At 46.4% G+C, this 18,382-nt stretch carries 9 protein-coding genes; 5 read left to right on the forward strand and 4 right to left on the reverse strand.

The window, feature by feature from the left end; translation table 11 throughout:
* The first annotated feature begins 9 nt into the window (after positions 1 to 9).
* The 4 genes from ABWV76_RS18475 (at position 10) to ABWV76_RS18490 (ending at position 9,874) form a co-directional block, all read left to right on the forward strand.
* A complete protein-coding gene (locus tag ABWV76_RS18475) occupies positions 10 to 4,281 on the forward strand; it encodes a non-ribosomal peptide synthetase (protein ID WP_353376903.1) in 4,272 nt (1,423 codons plus the stop codon).
* A gap of 238 nt (positions 4,282 to 4,519) precedes the next feature.
* On the forward strand, positions 4,520 to 5,782 hold the full coding sequence (locus ABWV76_RS18480) for an MFS transporter (protein ID WP_353376904.1): 1,263 nt from the start codon (positions 4,520 to 4,522) through the stop codon (positions 5,780 to 5,782).
* Between the two features lie 743 nt (positions 5,783 to 6,525).
* Positions 6,526 to 9,417 carry an aminomethyl-transferring glycine dehydrogenase gene (gene gcvP / locus ABWV76_RS18485; RefSeq protein ID WP_353376905.1) on the forward strand — a complete coding sequence of 964 codons (2,892 nt, stop codon included), beginning with the start codon at positions 6,526 to 6,528 and terminating at the stop codon, positions 9,415 to 9,417.
* A 112-nt stretch (positions 9,418 to 9,529) separates the two neighbouring features.
* Positions 9,530 to 9,874 (forward strand): hypothetical protein, encoded by a 345-nt coding sequence (locus ABWV76_RS18490; RefSeq protein ID WP_157533367.1) that lies wholly within the window; start codon positions 9,530 to 9,532, stop codon positions 9,872 to 9,874.
* A gap of 253 nt (positions 9,875 to 10,127) precedes the next feature.
* Here the strand turns inward: ABWV76_RS18490 and ABWV76_RS18495 are convergent, their stop codons facing one another.
* From ABWV76_RS18495 to purU, 4 genes are all read right to left on the reverse strand, one after another.
* Complete coding sequence (locus ABWV76_RS18495; RefSeq protein WP_353376907.1) at positions 10,128 to 11,459, reverse strand: glycosyl hydrolase family 18 protein; 1,332 nt, start codon at positions 11,457 to 11,459, stop codon at positions 10,128 to 10,130.
* A 101-nt stretch (positions 11,460 to 11,560) separates the two neighbouring features.
* Positions 11,561 to 14,368: a TonB-dependent receptor gene (locus ABWV76_RS18500; RefSeq protein WP_353376908.1), complete on the reverse strand. Its 2,808-nt coding sequence runs from the start codon at positions 14,366 to 14,368 to the stop codon at positions 11,561 to 11,563.
* A gap of 393 nt (positions 14,369 to 14,761) precedes the next feature.
* Positions 14,762 to 15,493: an AraC family transcriptional regulator gene (locus tag ABWV76_RS18505; RefSeq protein ID WP_020412128.1), complete on the reverse strand. Its 732-nt coding sequence runs from the start codon at positions 15,491 to 15,493 to the stop codon at positions 14,762 to 14,764.
* A 591-nt stretch (positions 15,494 to 16,084) separates the two neighbouring features.
* Positions 16,085 to 16,924 (reverse strand): formyltetrahydrofolate deformylase, encoded by an 840-nt coding sequence (gene purU, locus ABWV76_RS18510; protein ID WP_282951487.1) that lies wholly within the window; start codon positions 16,922 to 16,924, stop codon positions 16,085 to 16,087.
* An 83-nt stretch (positions 16,925 to 17,007) separates the two neighbouring features.
* Between purU and pepQ the strand changes: the two genes are divergently transcribed.
* Positions 17,008 to 18,309, forward strand: coding sequence for a Xaa-Pro dipeptidase (pepQ, locus tag ABWV76_RS18515; protein WP_353376909.1), 1,302 nt, complete (start codon positions 17,008 to 17,010; stop codon positions 18,307 to 18,309).
* Positions 18,310 to 18,382: the final 73 nt, after the last annotated feature.

Below are 18,382 nucleotides of genomic sequence, written 5' to 3' on the forward strand. Positions count from 1 at the left end.
GATAATAAAATGAATCAATTAATCAGCAAAATAAAAACCAATCAAGTCGCAATTTGGCTGGATGGAGAACAACTGCGCCTCAACAGCAAAAAAGATTTATCGAACAGCGATCTATTAGAGTTAATCAAAGAGCAAAAGTCGTCATTAACTCGCCTATTGAAATTTAATCACATATACAGTAAAGGCGACTTTATCAATAGGATAATATTTTCCACACCCGAAGAGAAGTCTGAACTTAGTTTTGCCCAGGAAAGGTTATTATTTATTCATCAGTGGCAGCAAGGAAGTAATGCCTATCATATCCCGCACCTGATTCGACTATCCGATGATATTAACTACCCGGCATTAGTAGATGCCATTCAGTATATGGTTAGGCGCCATCCCATACTCAACACCATTTATCGCCTTCATGAAAATGGTGATGCTTACCAGCAGGTCCTTGATATCCCCTTAACTATTCGCTGTATATCAAAAAAAGACAATGCTGCTCTGTTAAATGGGCTGCAAGAAGCCATAGAGCAGGACTTTGACCTGGCCAAAGGAAGACCGTTTAGGGTTATTCGACTTGATTCTCCCCAAGGAGCTTTTGTACTTTTTGTCTGGCACCATATTGCATTTGACGGCTGGTCAGCACAGATTTTTTTTACCGAATTATCTCATGCCTATTCTTCTTACCGTCTTGGGCAGGAGCCACAGCTCGCACAGATAGACATTCGGTACAGCGATTATGCCGTATGGCAAAGAGCATTTTTACAAGGAGAAGAATTACGAAATCTAGAGAATTACTGGCTTGAGCAACTGAATGGTTACAGCTCACTTCATTTATTCACAGATAGACCACGTCCGCCCCAACTCGATTACCGTGGGCAGATTTTGAAATTTTCTTTGGATGCAAAGCTTTCACACCAATTAAGATTGTTAGCCCGAGAACAGAAGACAACACTGTATAGTCTAATGCTTAGCGGTTTTTATCTATTACTTTCGACTTTAAGCGGCCAGAAAGACTTAGTTATCGGCACACCGTCAGAAAATCGTCACCATGCACAAACTCAGGGCGTGATAGGTTTTTTTGTTAACTTATTAGCGTTAAGGGGAGAAATAGATGAGAGCTTCACAATTGCACAATGGATAGATAAAGTTCATCAGCTTGTTCTAGGAGCCAAAGTTCACCAGGAGCTACCTTTTGAACGCTTAGTTAAACTGCTTAATGTGGAACGGGACCCTTCCCGTCATCCTCTGTTTCAGGTCGTATTCAGCCTAGAGAATACCTCGTCGAAGATCCGCGAAGAAGATAAAAACCTTCCATTTACTCAGCAGTCCTTAAGCGAGCTTAACCAAGGACTTTCAGATGACGAATCACAAGAGGGCACGCAGTATAATCAAGAGTATTCCCCTGCTAAATTTGATTTAAGTTTACATATTAATGACGGGCAGGTTGAACTTGACGGTTTTATTAATTTTTCTACTAGTTTATTTGACCTGCAGACAATTACTAGATTCTCCACTTTATATCAAAGGATACTAGCGGAGATAGTTGCTGATGTACAGCAACCTATTGCCGATATGGACTTGATTTGTGAACAGGAGAGGAAAACCTTGTTGGTTGACTGGGTCAAAACCACACCATGCTCCCCACAAAATTTATGTCTTCACCAATTGTTTGAAATCCAGGCTAGGTCATTTGCCGATAAACCCGCGTTAACTTTTAAGCAGCAAACGTTAAGTTATGACCAATTAAATAATAGAGCTAACCAACTCGCTTTAAAGCTCCAGGCTGATTATCAATCAGCATATGGAGAGCACCTTAAATCCGGCACGCTGATCGGTATTTTCCTCGATCATAGCATGGAAATGGTGATTAGTATTATTGCAATTCTTAAAACGGGTTGCGCATACGTACCCATCTCTCCCAATTACCCATCAAGCAGAACCTTGTATATCCTCCAGGATACTGAAGTACCCATAGTCATCACCGACAATAAATACACTGGTACCTTTACGGCACTCTCTGGCGAACTTGAGCTAACACCCGTATTAGTATTTGCAGATGCCTCTGTACCCTTAGCTGATGACGTCAGCCTCATACCTGTCAGCGATATTGAGCCTCAAGATTTGGCTTACGTAATTTATACCTCAGGTACGACAGGCAAACCTAAGGGAGTGCTACAAACTCATGAAAATGTGATGCGGCTGTTAGAAAGCACCCGGGCAGATTTGAGCTTCGATGATAACGATACCTGGGTCTTATATCACTCCTATACCTTTGACTTCAGTGTTTGGGAACTTTGGGGAGCCCTGACCACAGGCGGAAAGCTGGTAGTACCAACAACCGAAATCAAGACGGACCTTCCCGGATTCGTCCGCCTGTGTCAGCAAGAGCAAGTGACGGTGTTAAACCAAACGCCGGCTGCATTTTATGCCCTGGTTGATACATTGAGGTTCACTGGTGAACCTCTTGAATTACTTCGCTTGGTGATTTTGGGTGGGGAGAAATTAAATATTGAACAACTTAAAGAGTGGTGGGATACCAATGGTAGTAAGTCAATTAGGCTGGTAAATATGTATGGCCTCACAGAGACAACCGTGACTGCAACATACAAAGAGCTGACAGTCGATGAAGATACCAGCCGTTCCAACATTGGGCGGCCCCTAAAACATATGAAGGCATATGTTCTCAATAGTAGATTAAAACCTTTACCTATCGGTGCCCCGGGTGAATTACATATAGGGGGAGAAGGATTGGCCAGGGAGTACCTCAATAGGGCGGAGCTCACAGCTGAAAAATTTATTAAAAATCCATTTATTTCACCAGAGGACGAGGTTAATACTCGACTTTATAAAACTGGTGATTTAGTCCGTTGGTTACCTAATGGCGAGCTGGAGTATTTGGGGCGAAATGATTCTCAAGTGAAGATCCGAGGTTATCGCATTGAATTAGGCGAAATTGAAGCTGTTCTTGCACAACATCCCAGGGTGCAGCAGGTGGTAGTAATAGACAGGTGCCAAGAAGAGAATAAGTACCTTGCTGCTTATGTGGTTCTAAGTGAAAAACAAGAATCAACTATTGATGAGTTAAAAGCTTTTGTTTCCGTTCACTTACCTGCCTATATGATACCAACAACCTTTACTTTGCTTGACGTTTTGCCGTTGACAATTAGCGGAAAACTAAATCGAAACGCACTGCCAATTCCCAATTTTACCACCGTAGCAGAATATATTGAACCAGAAAATGAATTAGAGCGCGAGTTGTGCTTAATTTGGGAGAAGCTATTAGGTGTAAAGACCATAGGTGTACTTGACAATTTCTTTGATTTAGGCGGAGACTCAATATTGCTACTTAAAGTTTATCATCACTGTAGTCGCAGTAATATCCGGGTTTCGCCTAAATTACTTAATGAACAACCAACCATTAGGGGCTTGGCAGAAAAGATAAAATCACAATCTATACCTAACTTTTCATCCTGCACAGAAAATGAAATTGTTGACTTTTTGAAAGATTATAATGAGTTTGGAAAATTTATGACTTTCAATGGTGATAGTAATAAAACTGGTTTATTTTTGATTCCTGCGGCAGCAGGGCCAGAAACTTTTATCCCACTGGTGGAAAAGCTTGATATCGATCGTCCGGTCCAATTATTGGAAAACATACAGGTGTACAGCGGCCGACAAATTAGATTGAACCATTTGATTGATTACTATTTAGCCGTGATACGTAAAAAGCAGCCGGGTGGACCATATTTTCTGGGGGGCTACTGCGAAGGAGCCATGGTTTCTCTCGGTATTGCTCAAAAGCTGGAAGCTTTAGGGGAGCAAGTTGAAATGTTGTTTTTAATTGATCCTGTAGTAATCACCATAGAACAAACTATGATTGATACTATAAAACAAGATTCCAGATTACTCGAATGTGGCCGTTTTGAAGCGGAAATGGTTGATACATTTCTATTTTATGCCGAATATGTTAAATCACTCCAACCCTATGGCGGACCTGCGATTTTCTTTGAAGGTAGCAGTGTCTCTGATGAAGCAACCCCGACACAAACCCTTGCTTTGATCAATGACTATATTGACATTCAAGGCGTATTTAAAAAGGGCTTCTCAACACCCAAAAATGGGTTCGAAGATCTGTTATTAAATTGCGATTATATTTCTATTAAAGCCAAACACGAGCGGGTCATGATCGAAGATGAGACTCTGAATACTATAGCCATGGCAATTAACCGTAAATTATCTGCTGGACAACAAACGTATCTAGCACCAGAAGCTCAAACTACAGAAATGTAAACCTGATTTTTCCAGGGGGGGGATTCGTCTTTTACAGAGTACGAATTCCCCTAAACAGGAAATTATGATTCTGGTATAGCCTTAAAATTATGTTTAAATTCAGTCAATCTCTAAATTATTTCCAACATCTCTCTAATACTTGAATATGTTTCATTAAGTATGATTGCCCTACAACTGATATCCGCCGGGGCTTTCAGGGGTATTACAGAGTTTTTCAGGGGCTCCTTAGGATGGGTTTATGAAGCGAATAGAATTAATCCGTTTATACGGATTTCAAATGGGATGGGGTTTTTTCTCCACCTATTTAATATTGCCTATATTAACGCCTTTGTTTTTAGCTATGGGTATGTCTATGCCGCAGCTGGGGATGATACTGGCAGTCATGGGGTTGTCAGTGATGCTTTTTGAATTACCTACTGGTAGCTTGGCGGATCAGATCGGTCGGAAAAAGGTATACTTAGTCTCTTTGACAATGGCTATGACTTGTTACGTGGTGCTATTGGTTTGGCAAAGTTTCTATGGAGCCTTGGTGGCGATGTTTTTATGGGGAGCTAGCCAGGCATTATTTTCAGGATCTTTAAATGCCTGGTTTGTAGAATGCTTTAACCAAGCTGAAGGTACAATGAGCCTACAGGAGGGTTTTGCGCGTATCGCGACTCGTGCCGGACTCATCGGAGCCCTAGGTGCACTATGCTGCGCCTTGGTCGTAGGAAGTGGGGAATATTTCGGACATCATGATCTGGATCTATATCGGGGACTTATATTTTTGGCGTTGCTAAGTAGTTTACTCTTGTTCGCCTTCACCAAGACAAAGATCAGGGAGAATCGTGTATTTGATCGTTTTCGACTTTCAAATATCAGTCAAATACCCAGCCAGCTCAGTTTAGGTATTAAAGCCTGTTACTCGCCATCACTATGGCGCTTGTTGTTGACTGTTATATTACTGACTCCAATAGCCAGTGCTATCGAAAAATATTGGCCGGTACGCTTAGAGGCCTTATCAGGCGATATGTCCGTGGGCTGGCTGTACGGATTATTAATGGCATTGATCATGCTATTAGGCAGTCTGTCAGCGAGAATTACTACCTGGATGACTCAATTTTTGAACCATCAATTGGGGAAAGTACTTTTGATAGCCAGTCTGATAAAATTATCTTTAGTGATGTTACTGGCGCTGTCTGGAGATTTGTTACTGTTTGTAAGTTTATTCTTATTGTTTAATTTTAGTATCGGTCTGGGGCTTTCTGCCTCTGCCCAGTTACAACATGAAGCAGTGGAGGACGAAGTCAGGTCAACTGTTGATTCCATCTTTTCATTAACAACTCGCTTTGGCGGTGTTATTGGTTCACTGGTTTGTGGTTTTGGCGCAGCCGTAATGGGATTGAACAATACCTGGTTATTGCTAGCAGCCATGGGGCTGTGTGGCAGTTGTATATTTTTGAGCCCGGAATTTAACCCCAAAGTAATAGCCAAAGACAGGCGAATGATAGAGCAAGGTTAGCGTCCAGTCTCATCCCCCTTCGGGGGGATTACCTACTTGCAGGAAAGCGATTGAATTCCTTAGGGTGGTTATATCGTCAAAACTTCTTTCTATTTTGAACATTCCTCTATCTCACCCCAGATAACCGGTCATTCGTGGATTTAAAGATTCAGCACCCGGGCTAAACGACATCTAATATAAGCCTCATTCCATAAGCGGCATCCATGGTCGCTTTGACTACACCCATATCGCAATTCTTGGTGGCTGATACGTCGCTCTCAATAAGGTGTTGGCTAATCTGTAGAAGGAGCTGAGATGGTGTGCTTATTGAGAAAAAAAGAAAAAACGTAGGGAAGAAGCACGGCATTCAGCATTCCATTAGCATTGAGCGGCCTAATAGTGAAATAGGCAGACTTCAAATCTGCTCAGCCATATGTAGAACAAAATCTCCCCAGCCCCCATTTCACAGGATTTAACCCACTTTTTGTGCCAAAATTTAGCAGTTTCCCCGCCCAAAACCCGCAGATTGCCCCTACTCGCGCCGATTGCTAAGATGCGCGCCTGCCGCTATGGCCCGGCTTCCCCTCTGGTTCCGTATTGCAACACTGGGGCTGCCAGCAAACCGATTCTCCCAAGCGTTACCCTCGCCTATCCGCAATGCGGAGGCCCGAGGCTTTCCACAGGAAAAGCGGTACCGAGGCCAGGTGCTATTTTTAACCGCGAGCGCACCGCGACGACTCCCTGCGACTACAGGAACGAAGTTTATGACCCAACCATCGCTGCAGCAGTTGGAACAACACGACGCCTTTATCCATCGCCATATTGGCCCCGATGCCAAACAGGTAGAGGCCATGCTGGAAACCCTCGGAGTTGCCAGCCTCGAAGAGCTGATCGAGAAAACCGTGCCCGAAGCCATTCGCAAGACCGATGAGCTGGATCTGGCCGATGCGATCAATGAAGTGGAGGCCCTCGCAGAGCTAAAAGATATTGCGGCGCGCAACAAGATCTACCGTACCTTTATAGGTATGGGTTACCACGACACCATTACCCCCAATGTGATCCTGCGCAATGTGCTGGAGAACCCGGGTTGGTACACCGCCTATACCCCTTACCAGCCGGAAATTGCCCAGGGCCGCCTGGAAGGCCTGCTGAACTTCCAGCAGATGATTATGGACCTCACCGGTATGGAACTGGCAAACGCCTCCATGCTGGATGAAGGTACCGCAGCAGCTGAAGCCATGGCCATGTGTAAGCGCCAGGTCAAACGCAACAAATCCAACGTCTACTTTGTGGACCAGGACTGCCACCCGCAGACCATCGCCGTCGTTAAAACCCGCGCCGAGCACTTCGGCTTCGAGGTCGTTGTAGGCGATGTGGAGAAAGATATCCCCGCCGAGCTGTTCGGCGCCCTGCTGCAATACCCCGGCAGCACCGGTCGCGTGCGCGACCTGACCGATATCATCACCAAGGTGCACGAAGCCAGCGCCCTGGTAACCGTGGCCGCAGATCTGATGAGCCTGGTAGCCCTGAGAGCGCCGGGTGATATGGGTGCAGACGTAGTTGTTGGCTGTAATCAACGCTTCGGCATCCCCATGGGCTACGGTGGTCCCCACGCTGGTTTCTTCGCCTTCCGCGAAGCTTACAAGCGCTCCGCACCGGGTCGTATTATCGGCGTTTCCGTCGACAGCAAAGGCAAGCGTGCCCTGCGCATGGCCATGCAAACCCGCGAACAGCATATTCGCCGCGAGAAAGCCAACTCCAACATCTGTACTTCCCAGGTGCTGTTGGCGGTAATGAGCTCTTTCTATGCGATTTACCACGGCCCTGAAGGCCTGAAAACCATCGCTGCCCGCATCCAGCGCCTGGCAGATATTCTCGCTTCCGCCCTACAGCAGGAAGGCTTCAATCTGGCCCACGACAGTTGGTTCGATACCCTGAATGTCACCGTTGGCGCCAAGCAGGAAGAGATTTACCAGCGCGCCCTGGCCGCTGAGATCAACCTGCGTAAAATTGGTGAAGACGCCCTGGGTGTGAGTCTGAGTGAGACCGCCACCCTGCAGGATGTGTCCGACCTGATCAATGCCTTTATCGGCACCGAACACAGCATCGATCTGCATACTCTGGACAGCGAAATTGCCAGCAAGGGCTCCCTGGGTGTACCCGCCTCCCTGGTGCGCGATACTGAATTCCTGACCCACCCGGTGTTCAACACCTACCACTCCGAGACCGAAATGCTGCGCTATCTCAAGTCTCTGGAAGCCAAGGATATCGCCCTGAATCACTCCATGATTCCCCTGGGCTCCTGCACCATGAAGCTGAACGCCACTGCGGAGATGATCCCAGTCACCTGGCCCGAGTTCGGCAAGCTGCACCCCTTCGCACCCGTAGATCAAGCGGAAGGCTACGCGGAAATGTTCCGCCAGCTCCAGCAGATGCTGTCCGCCTGCACCGGTTACGATGCGGTGAGCCTGCAGCCCAACGCCGGTTCCCAGGGTGAATACGCAGGCCTGGTTGCTATCAAAAAGTACTTCGAAGCGAAGGGCGAAACCCAGCGCGACATCTGTCTGATTCCCGCCTCTGCCCACGGCACCAACCCGGCTTCCGCCATGATGGTGAGCATGAAAGTGGTAGTGGTTGCCTGTGATGATAAAGGCAATGTGGATATCGAAGACCTGAAAGCCAAAATCGAAGAGCACGGCGACCGCGTTGCCGCACTGATGGTCACCTACCCATCCACCCACGGGGTATTTGAGGAAGGTATCCGCGAAGTTTGCGACCTGGTACACCAGGCTGGCGGCCAGGTTTATATTGATGGCGCCAACATGAACGCCCTGATCGGCGTCGCCGCGCCGGGCCAGTTCGGTGGTGACGTATCCCACCTGAACCTGCACAAAACTTTCTGTATCCCTCACGGTGGTGGCGGCCCCGGCATGGGCCCGATCGCTGTTGGCGAACACCTGAAGCCCTACCTGGCGGCCCACCCGGTGACTGAAGTACCGGAAACCAACCTGGATAACGGCACCATCTCCGCCGCTCCCTGGGGCTCCGCCAGTATCCTGCCAATCAGCTGGATGTATATCCGCATGATGGGTAAGCAGGGTATGAAGCAGGCTACCGAGATGGCGATCCTGAACGCCAACTACGTAGCCAAGAAGCTGGGTGAGCACTACTCCCTGCTCTACACCGGCACCAATGGCTTTGTTGCCCACGAGTGCCTGGTTGACCTGCGCCCACTTAAGGAAGCCAGCGGTATCACTGAAGAGGATATCGCCAAGCGTCTGATGGACTTTGGCTTCCACTCCCCCACCATGTCCTTCCCGGTAGCCGGCACCCTGATGATCGAGCCTACCGAAAGCGAATCCAAGGGTGAGCTGGATCGCTTTATCGAAGCGATGGCAACAATTCGCCAGGAAGTGGAAGATGTCACCAGCGGTAAATATTCTTCTGAGGACAACCCGCTGCACAACGCCCCTCACACCCTTGAGGACGTGATGAGCGAAGAGTGGACCCACAGCTACTCCCGCGATATCGCTGCGCGCCCGGCAGCGTGGTTAAAAGAACACAAGGTGTGGCCGGCTGCCAACCGTATCGACAACGTATACGGCGACCGCAACCTGATCTGCTCCTGCCCTCCGATCGAGAGCTACGCCGAGTAAAATCCAACACTCTCACAGGTGGATTTAAAAGCGGGCTATATGCCCGCTTTTCTATATCATTAAGCACAATCAAAAATTACTAACCTATAAAGCTACACGAAAAGGAGTCGAAGTGAAGAAAACTGTGATCGGTCTATCCTTCCTGGCTATATCAAGTCCATCATTAGCAAGCGTAGCTATGCCCAGCTACCAGATTCCAGAAACTGTTGGTGTTCTACCCGATGGGAGGCTGGAAATTAATTTTCCGCAAGCTTTTAATTCCGCATGTACAGATGGAAGTGGCAAACGTATTTATATTGAAGTAGGGAACTCCCAAGGCGTAACTCACGAGTCCATTAAACAAATTCAAAGTGTAGTTCTAGCTGCTCATGCTGCTCGAATACCAATTAAGTTTTGGTATGATCGGCCAAACAATGGGGCCATCTGTGAGGGAGGCAAGGTAGTAATGGCTTCGTAAAGTTGTTTCTAAGTACTGAGTAGGGGAAGCACTGCTGTTACCAACGTAAAAAGATATCAGGCTACCCCCGCTTGACTCAAAGAAATGAAAATTGACCCAACATAGTAATTTTAGAATAAATACCAGAGTCAATAATTGAGTACACCTTTTTCACTCCCTTGAACTACTTTTCAATCTTCATTTTTTTTAAGACCTACCCCGCTTCATCGACTAATGCCAATTCCCACGGGGCTCTCAGCCAGGGTTTATATAATCACTTAAGGCAATTAGGGATCTCTGAAGTACCTGGCCATACTGTAGAAAGGTAGCTGCTAGAATCTTTAGTCACATTAAAAATCATAGTGCCGCCACCAAGATTATTATTCTCATTACACGATGCTAAAGCGCTCGCTGCAGAAGCAGTATTCAACACAGTAGAAGCGCCAACACCCAACTTGGATCTATCGACCCCCAAATTTAAGTAATTCTGAATTCGTGAAGTACAGCTTGAGCCCAACCAATAGCTCATCTCCCAACCATAAGTTAATTGGTCGCCCAGTTTCTTCCCATTCCATTCAGCCTGAAAAGCATCGGTATCACTCCAAAGTGCTTTAGAAATAATTTTGTTAGGCATCTTCTCTCGTAATGCACTAGTCACTTTTACCAAGGAGTCAGAATAGGTTTGGCTGCACTGCGAGTACTCATCATCAATATCAATACCATCCAACCCATATTGATCCACGGCATCTTTGAGCTGCTGCGCGAAGTCATCAGCGGACTGCTCATCGGCAAAACAGGACCAACCTGCATTTTGGTGATTTCCGAGAACGCTGAGTACCACCTTCGTACCCTTGTTTTGTAAATCTTGCACTGTACTCAAATTGTTATTGAGCAGGTCTGACACTTGATTATTGAAATGCAAAACAGCTTTCTGGCCATCGTAATTAATATTTGCCGCGAAGATAACAGCTATATCGAACAACTGACTACCATCGCTCTCTGTAAAGCAGCCCGCATTGCCCAGGTTATTACTGTTAACCTCTATGTAGGCAACTTTCGGAGCAGATCCACTTTCCTGAGGAGTATCAGATTTACACAGTGTTGAGCCCAGCTCACGTATTTCATTCTTGCGTGAACCACACCCATATCCACTGCCATCCATGGAGGCATTATCGGCAAGGTTTGCAATTTCCCAGTCCCCCAGAACCGAACACAGCTCATCTTTATAAATTTGTGCCTCAAGATAGGTAACCGGGTCTGCATCGGATGAACAACTGCTTCCACTCACAACATGTGGTGCTGAAGGTTCAGACTTACATAATGTCTTCGCTATTTGGCGACTGTCATTACCCGTCAATTGGCAATTGGTCCCCAGATGTTCGATTGAAGCCCCACCTGATAGGCCGACTAAATCACCACTATTGAGAAGACCACAAAATTCATCAGGATAATTAAGCGCTTCAGAATAGCTTACTGTTGTAGTGTCCGAGGGACAGACATCCGAATTGACCACTTCAATATCTGCGTATGCACCAGCCTGAAATAGGAAGGTGGCGCAAACAGCTTGCATTGCTCTACGTGTTGGTTGCTTCATATCTTTTCTCATTTTTTATTATGTAGTTCTGTAAATTTTATAGCCTAACATCTCAAGTTAAAAAAATGGTGTAGAGCGTATGCTCTACACCCAATACTACGATCAACGAGGTGTTAGAATTTATAGTTTGCACCAATATATAATCGGCGACCAGAGTAATTATAATAAGTCATCCTGTTTTCCTGTTTCCAGAACCCCTCTGTCTTTTCCTCTGTTAAATTAATAATAGATGCCGTGAAATTGAGGTTTTCATTAAAGGTATAGCTGGCATTAAGATCAAGTTGCCCATAGGCTTTGTCGTACAAATTATATCCCTGATGAAGCCCTCCAGCCCGGTCATCCTTCCAATTGTAAGATGCTCGTACACTATACAAATCGTTTTCATAGTAACCGGAAAGGTTGTATTGATGCTTTGCCGTTCCAGGAATTTCTGCTTCAGTTTCTACACCATTAACAAATACTCCCGAAGTACTAGTGTCAGTGTAGGTATAATTAGCCATTACACCAAAACCACTTTCAAACGCATGTTGTGCAAATAGTTCAACACCTCTAGAAGTTGCCTCAGCACCTCCTGTTTTTGTAGTCATATCGACTTCAATGGGACCATTACAGCAACTGTGCTCACGCAATACGACTTCAGTTGTAGTTATAGGAAGATTGCTAATATCCTTACTAAATAATGTTGCTCCAAGTGCGGAACCATCAAGGTAATACCATTCAATTCCCAGGTCGAATTGATTGGAAAGCATCGCCTCTAGTCCAGTATTTGCGGAAGTACCGGTCCCACGTCCGGTCCAAGAATCCGGTGAATTTATATTTACAGGAGGGCCATATGACTCAGCCTGCCCCAAGTCAGCATAACTGACTCGAGACATAGTTTTTGCTGCAGCAAATCGTAATACCAGCTCATCAGTTAGATCCCAGGCAATATTTAAACTTGGCAGAAAGTTTTCACTATCAGCACTTCTATTATTTGCACTGGTAATATCTGTCTCTTGACCAATAATGTCATCGTATGTCGAGGTAGTTAGGTCTGTATTAACATAGCGGACACCAAGGTTACCCCGGAAAGCCTCCCACTCAAAGTCCGCCTGGGCATAAAGAGAAAATATTTTTTCCTCGATGGTATAGGTACCGGATAACACAGGAACTACAGTCCGGGTGAAATTATCACTCACGTAGGCTTTAAGCGCATCTATATCAAAAGGTAGATAGTTAATAGCCCCGGTATCGCCTGCGCTATTATCGATTACGTCGCTACCAAGTAAGATCGAAGTATCTGGATGAAAATCCGGGTTGTGGAACCATTCTGTACCCGACAACCACCCACGATAACCACCGTTATCCGAGATACCGTCATCCCACAAGAAAGTATCTCTTAGGGACTTTGCTTCATGATCCCGATATTTAGTACCGACATAGACTTTGTTGACTATTCCCCAATTGGTGTCAAACCCCAGGTCAAGCTGATAATAATCTTCTCTGTCCCGATTTTGGGTAGCGTCAGAACTAAACCAGTCATAGTATGGATAGGCCTCTTGATCCGAGGTGAGATCTGTAGAGATTTCGTAGCTAGGTTCCCCATCGGCAATAGACCACAGCCAACTATTTACAGAACCATAACGTGCATCCATATTTGCCATGATTCTTTCGGAGACACCACCTTTTGCAGAGCTTCGTCCAATATTTACTGCTGCTGTGTAAGAGTCACCTTCATAAAGAATTTCGAGGTCGAAGGTATGAGATTCTGATTCACCGTAGCTATCCTGCCCGGTCAATTGCGGAGACATTAAACCTCGCTCTACCTCGACACCACCATTGACATCAGCATCTCCCCAGTTATTCGCATTTAGCAGGCCGTTATCACCGTTGCCATAGGTAACTACGGTGTCCCCTTCCAGCTCAACGCCAAAGTAGGGGTTATGGTTATCATTCCATTCAGCTAAGGTGAGGGTCTGACTACGGGTATCGTATCCCAACTGGGAACCGAAATAGTTCAGAGAAAATTCCAAGCGCTCAGTTGGCCGCCATTGAGTGGTAATTTGATAACCATCCCTGGCCCTATCCTGCTCATGATTACCAATACCCATAGCCCTGGGCGCCCAAACATTGTTGTAAACTTCGCCAGTTTCCTGGTCAACAATTGCCGGGCGTTCGGCACCTTCAACCGTGTCTGAGTGGAATCGCCAATGGCTTGCGTAGTTTTCAATAGAGGTTACAGTTCTGTCCTGTTTGGTATAGCCAGCCAGAATACCGAAGGTTTCACTCTCATTTTTCCAGGAGTAAAAAGCACTATACTGCGGCTCCCACTGCTCATTGGTATCTGAATAAGTGGTTTCAGTGGTAATAACGCCCTCTCCAGACTCCATTTCCAGAGGTTTACGGCTGTGCAGAATAACTGTTCCACCAATTCCCCCTTCATCAATTCTAGCTTCCGGGCTTTTATAGACTTCTACCTTGCTGATCATGTTGGAAGGCAACAAAGTGTAATTAAAGCTACGAGATGGTGCTCCTCCATCGGAGGTTGCAATGTAATTTCCATTTAACTGGGTCAAGGTCCACTCAGCACTGGTGCCACGAATACTAACCCTACTACCCTCACCACCACTGCGGGTAATTGTTATTCCCGGTACACGTTGAAGTGAATCTGCAACATTTTTGTCCGGAAACTTGCCTACATCTTCTGCGGTTATCGCATCCACAATGGCATTGGAATCTCGTTTGATCTCCAAGTTTCTGGTGTTACTTTCAAGGATGCCAATTACCTCGATGTGCTCTATCGGCTTATCCTCACCGGAGGATTCTTCTGCATTAGCCATGTTACTAATGATTAGAACAATAGCGGAGGCTATAGTCTTGCGCTTAAGCCCCTTACTCCGAATTTTAACCTTGTTTAGACTATTCTTATTGATTGATTTCATAGCGTCCCAACTTTCTATTCTTTTTATCCGAGATTCAAAAAGTGCCAGCCCCCAAGTGGAGGGCTGACGCAAAACTGTCAGGGGACCCTAAACCCCAAAAAGACAGTTCATTTGTTGAGCACTAAAACCCTAAAAAAAAACCCTGATGAAGAGGTAATCAATACTGGGACACTAATGAAACAAAATCGGCGTCTTAGATTTTAAGAAAAAAATAAACAGTCACAGAAAGCCAAAAACAGTCAGCTAACTGTTTGTTTTTAGGAATAAAAACCTATGTCAAACTTAGGTATAGAATTTCCAGAAATGAATGAAATGGGCGGCTATCAACTCAACAGGAGAGGATAACGCAATACTCTCTCCAGAGTCGCTGAGGATACTCAGCTTAATTGATCTTTATATATTGGACTGAACTTCATCACGATAATTTGCTGGAAGCTGTCCAAACATGCCTTTGAAGTGTCTACTGAAGTAACTATGCGACGTAAATCCCACCCGATAAGCAATTTCAGATATTGGGCTTTGCGTTTCCACTAACATACGGCGAGAGTTCTCTAATCTGACTTCCCGAACAAATTGCATAGGTGTTTTATCCAGATATTTTTTGAAACGCCGCTCTAATGCACTCACCGATAAACTCGCGGCCTCTGCCAAATCCTCCACTGCAATTGGCTGGCTATAGTTATTTTTTATGTATTCAACTGGCCTTTTAAGTTTATCCATTCTAGAGAGAGTCTTAACTGTCTCTTTAAGATCTCGAGCTACGCCATAGGTTCCTATGATTTCTCCACTGGCACTCTTTAATGGGCGTTTTGATGTCGTAAACCAAACTAACTCGCCTGTTTTACCAATATTCAATTCCAGCCGATCTGTAATAGTCTCTCCTGCCATCACCCTTTTATCATCACGCATATAGTTTTTAGCGAGATAAGAAGGGGAGAAGTCCATATCTGAGCGGCCTACTACCTGATGCAAGGATCTGCATCCGACATGCTCAATAAACTCCCGGTTACAATGCACCACATAGCCGGATTCATCTTTTACCCAAAAAATAATATCTGATATAAGGTCAAATACTGCAATGATCTGCTGAGTAGAGACTTGCTCTAAAATTGATTCGTACTTCATTATTCTTATCTACATTTTTAGTACTAACCGAAACCCAAGCTTTACTACTGACTAAAAAGCCCTCTTTAAACAATAAACCTAATCTGGAAAACGAAAGTCAGAAAAAGCACTAAAACGCTCCTTCTCTACACTCTCCACGCACTTCACCACCATACTCTGAAATAGTACGTTCAATCTCAAAATACCCTTGCGTACAAAAACCTGTTTCCAACATCTTTTGTTCAAGGGCCCAATCAAAGTAACTTTCAACTCGACGAGTCGAACCCACTTTTCTCACTGACTCATTTTGCGTTCGCCGCTGAGGGCTGGTATTCGCCACAACAGGCGCAGGTATATCACGTCGCTCTCGATTTATGCTGAATGTAAAACGCTTGGCGCCATTGGGGGCTATCTCAGTTTGAAAAGACTCCACCATCCCGGGAATAGGCCCATGGTTAGAACAAGCTGAAAGCAACAAAAAAAATAGTAGACCTGTTATTGTTCTCTGTCTGGGTGGAAATTTGTGAATCCGGGTACTATTCATTCCCATTCTGTCCTCTGAATTTATACACCATTTCAGCTAAAAGGCCTCTCAGCCCCCTTTTTCATCTCTTATTTAAACACTACGGTTTTATTCCCATGGATAAATACCCGCTCCTGCAACACCAATTGCAGGGCCCGGGAAAGTACTAGCTTTTCAACATCTCTACCGGCATCTGCCATAGATTCTGCGGAGTAAGCATGGTCTACATGAATGACATCCTGCTCAATAATCGGCCCTTCATCCAGGTCATCAGTAACAAAGTGCGCTGTGGCTCCAATGATCTTCACACCACGTTCATAGGCCTGCTGGTAGGGCTTTGCTCCAATAAAGGCAGGTAGGAAGGAGTGGTGAATATTGATGATGCGACCGCTATAGCGGGCTACAAAATCAGAAGTGAGTACACGCATATATTTGGCCAGCACCAGGTAATCCGGGTTGTACTCATCTACCAACGCAGCAACCTGTTGCTCATGTGCCACACGATCCATCCCTTCCGCAGGCACGCAATGGAAGGGAATATCAAACTTTTGTACCAGGCTCGCCAGATCAGGGTGGTTACCGATCACTGCTGTGATTTCCACATCCAAAGCACCTGAATAGCATTTCATCAGTATATCCCCCAAGCAGTGAGGCTCACGGGTAACCATCAGCACCAGGCGTTTCTTACGCTCTGTCGAAACCAGGCGCCGCTCAGCACCTTGAGGTAGGGCCATATCCAGATCTTCCAGGAAAGTTGCATCATTGAAGATCCCTTCAAGGGCGGTACGCATAAAGAAGCGCCCCTGTTCCCGGTCTACAAACTCGTCATTCTTGATGATATTGAGCTGGTGCTTGTAGCAAATGTTGGTAATCTTCGCGATCAGCCCCTTATCATCAGGGCAGTCGGTCAGCAGTATCTTCTTTTCCATGGTCGAATTTCAGGCCAAATATCCAGACATCAGACTATACACTATGCCGTCTTATAGATTCAGCGATCCATTTTGGGGAGAACATGGATAAAAACCTTTACGCCGATCATATGGCCACCCTGTGCCGCCGCTACGATGAAATCCTCGAGCAGAGCGGGTTTGAAATCCTCAACGTATTCAGTGGCGCTCCCAGGGTGCAGTTCCTGGACGATAACTACTACCCGTTTAAGGTGAATCCCCACTTTAAGGCACTGGTTCCCATTACCGACAATCCCCACAGCTGGGTTATCTATCAGCGCGGACAAAAGCCAAAGCTTTTGTTCTACCGTCCAGTAGACTTTTGGCACTATGTACCGCCGGCACCCCAGACCTTCTGGAGCGATTTCTACGATATCGAGCTACTGAGCAAGCCGGCCGATGCCCAGGCGTTCCTGAGCCCAGAGAATGCCGCTTTTATCGGCGAGAGCGAGAAGCTGCAAGGCTGGTCACTGGGGGAGGAAAATCCGGAGCTTCTGATCAACCGCTTGCACTGGGCTCGCGCTTATAAAACGCCTTATGAGGTCGCCTGCCTGCGTGAGGCGAACCGTATTGCGGTCAATGGCCACCGGGCCGCCGAGCAGGCTTTCCGCAGTGGCGCCAGTGAATTTGAAATCAACCAGACCTACCTGGGCGCTGCTGGCCAGGGCGAGAACCGTATGCCCTACGGCAATATTGTTGCCCTGAATGAACACGCCGCAATCCTGCACTACACCCACCTGTCTACCGAACGCCTGCCTGAGTCGCAATTGAAAAGCTTCCTGATCGATGCGGGTGCCGACTGCAATGGCTACTGCTCCGATATCACCCGCACTTACGCCTATGCCGATAACGAGTTCGCAGAGCTGGTGACAGCTATGGATGAAAAGCACTTGCAGCTGGTGGACGGCCTCAAACCTGGCCTGCCCTACCCGGAACTGCATCGCCAGTGTCACTTAAGCGTGGGGGAGCTGTTGGCCCAATTTGGCATTATCAAAACCTCTGCCGAGAGTGCTGTGGAATCCGGCTTAACTCGCCCCTTCCTGCCACACGGCCTGGGTCACTTCCTCGGCCTCCAGGTACACGATGTCGGCGGTCACCAGACCGGCCCCGATGGAGGCACGACACCCCCACCGGCCGAGTACCCATTCCTGCGTACCAGCCGAGCTATCGAGGAGAACCAGGTATTTACCATCGAGCCGGGACTCTACTTTATCGACAGCTTATTGGGAGAGCTGAAAGACTCAGACCTCGCTGCCGAGGTTAACTGGGATAAGGTCGACAGCTTCCGCCCCTATGGCGGCGTGCGTATTGAAGACAATATTGTCGTACACGCAACCGGCAACGAAAACCTTTCTCGCAACCCTTAGTTCATAGACTAAAGCAATATTGTGAGAGTGCTTACAGGTAAGCGCTCTCGCAATACCTTTACCTTACTCCGAA

The sequence above is a fragment of the Microbulbifer sp. NBRC 101763 genome, assembly GCF_040371615.1.
GTDB classification, from domain to species: domain Bacteria; phylum Pseudomonadota; class Gammaproteobacteria; order Pseudomonadales; family Cellvibrionaceae; genus Microbulbifer; species Microbulbifer variabilis.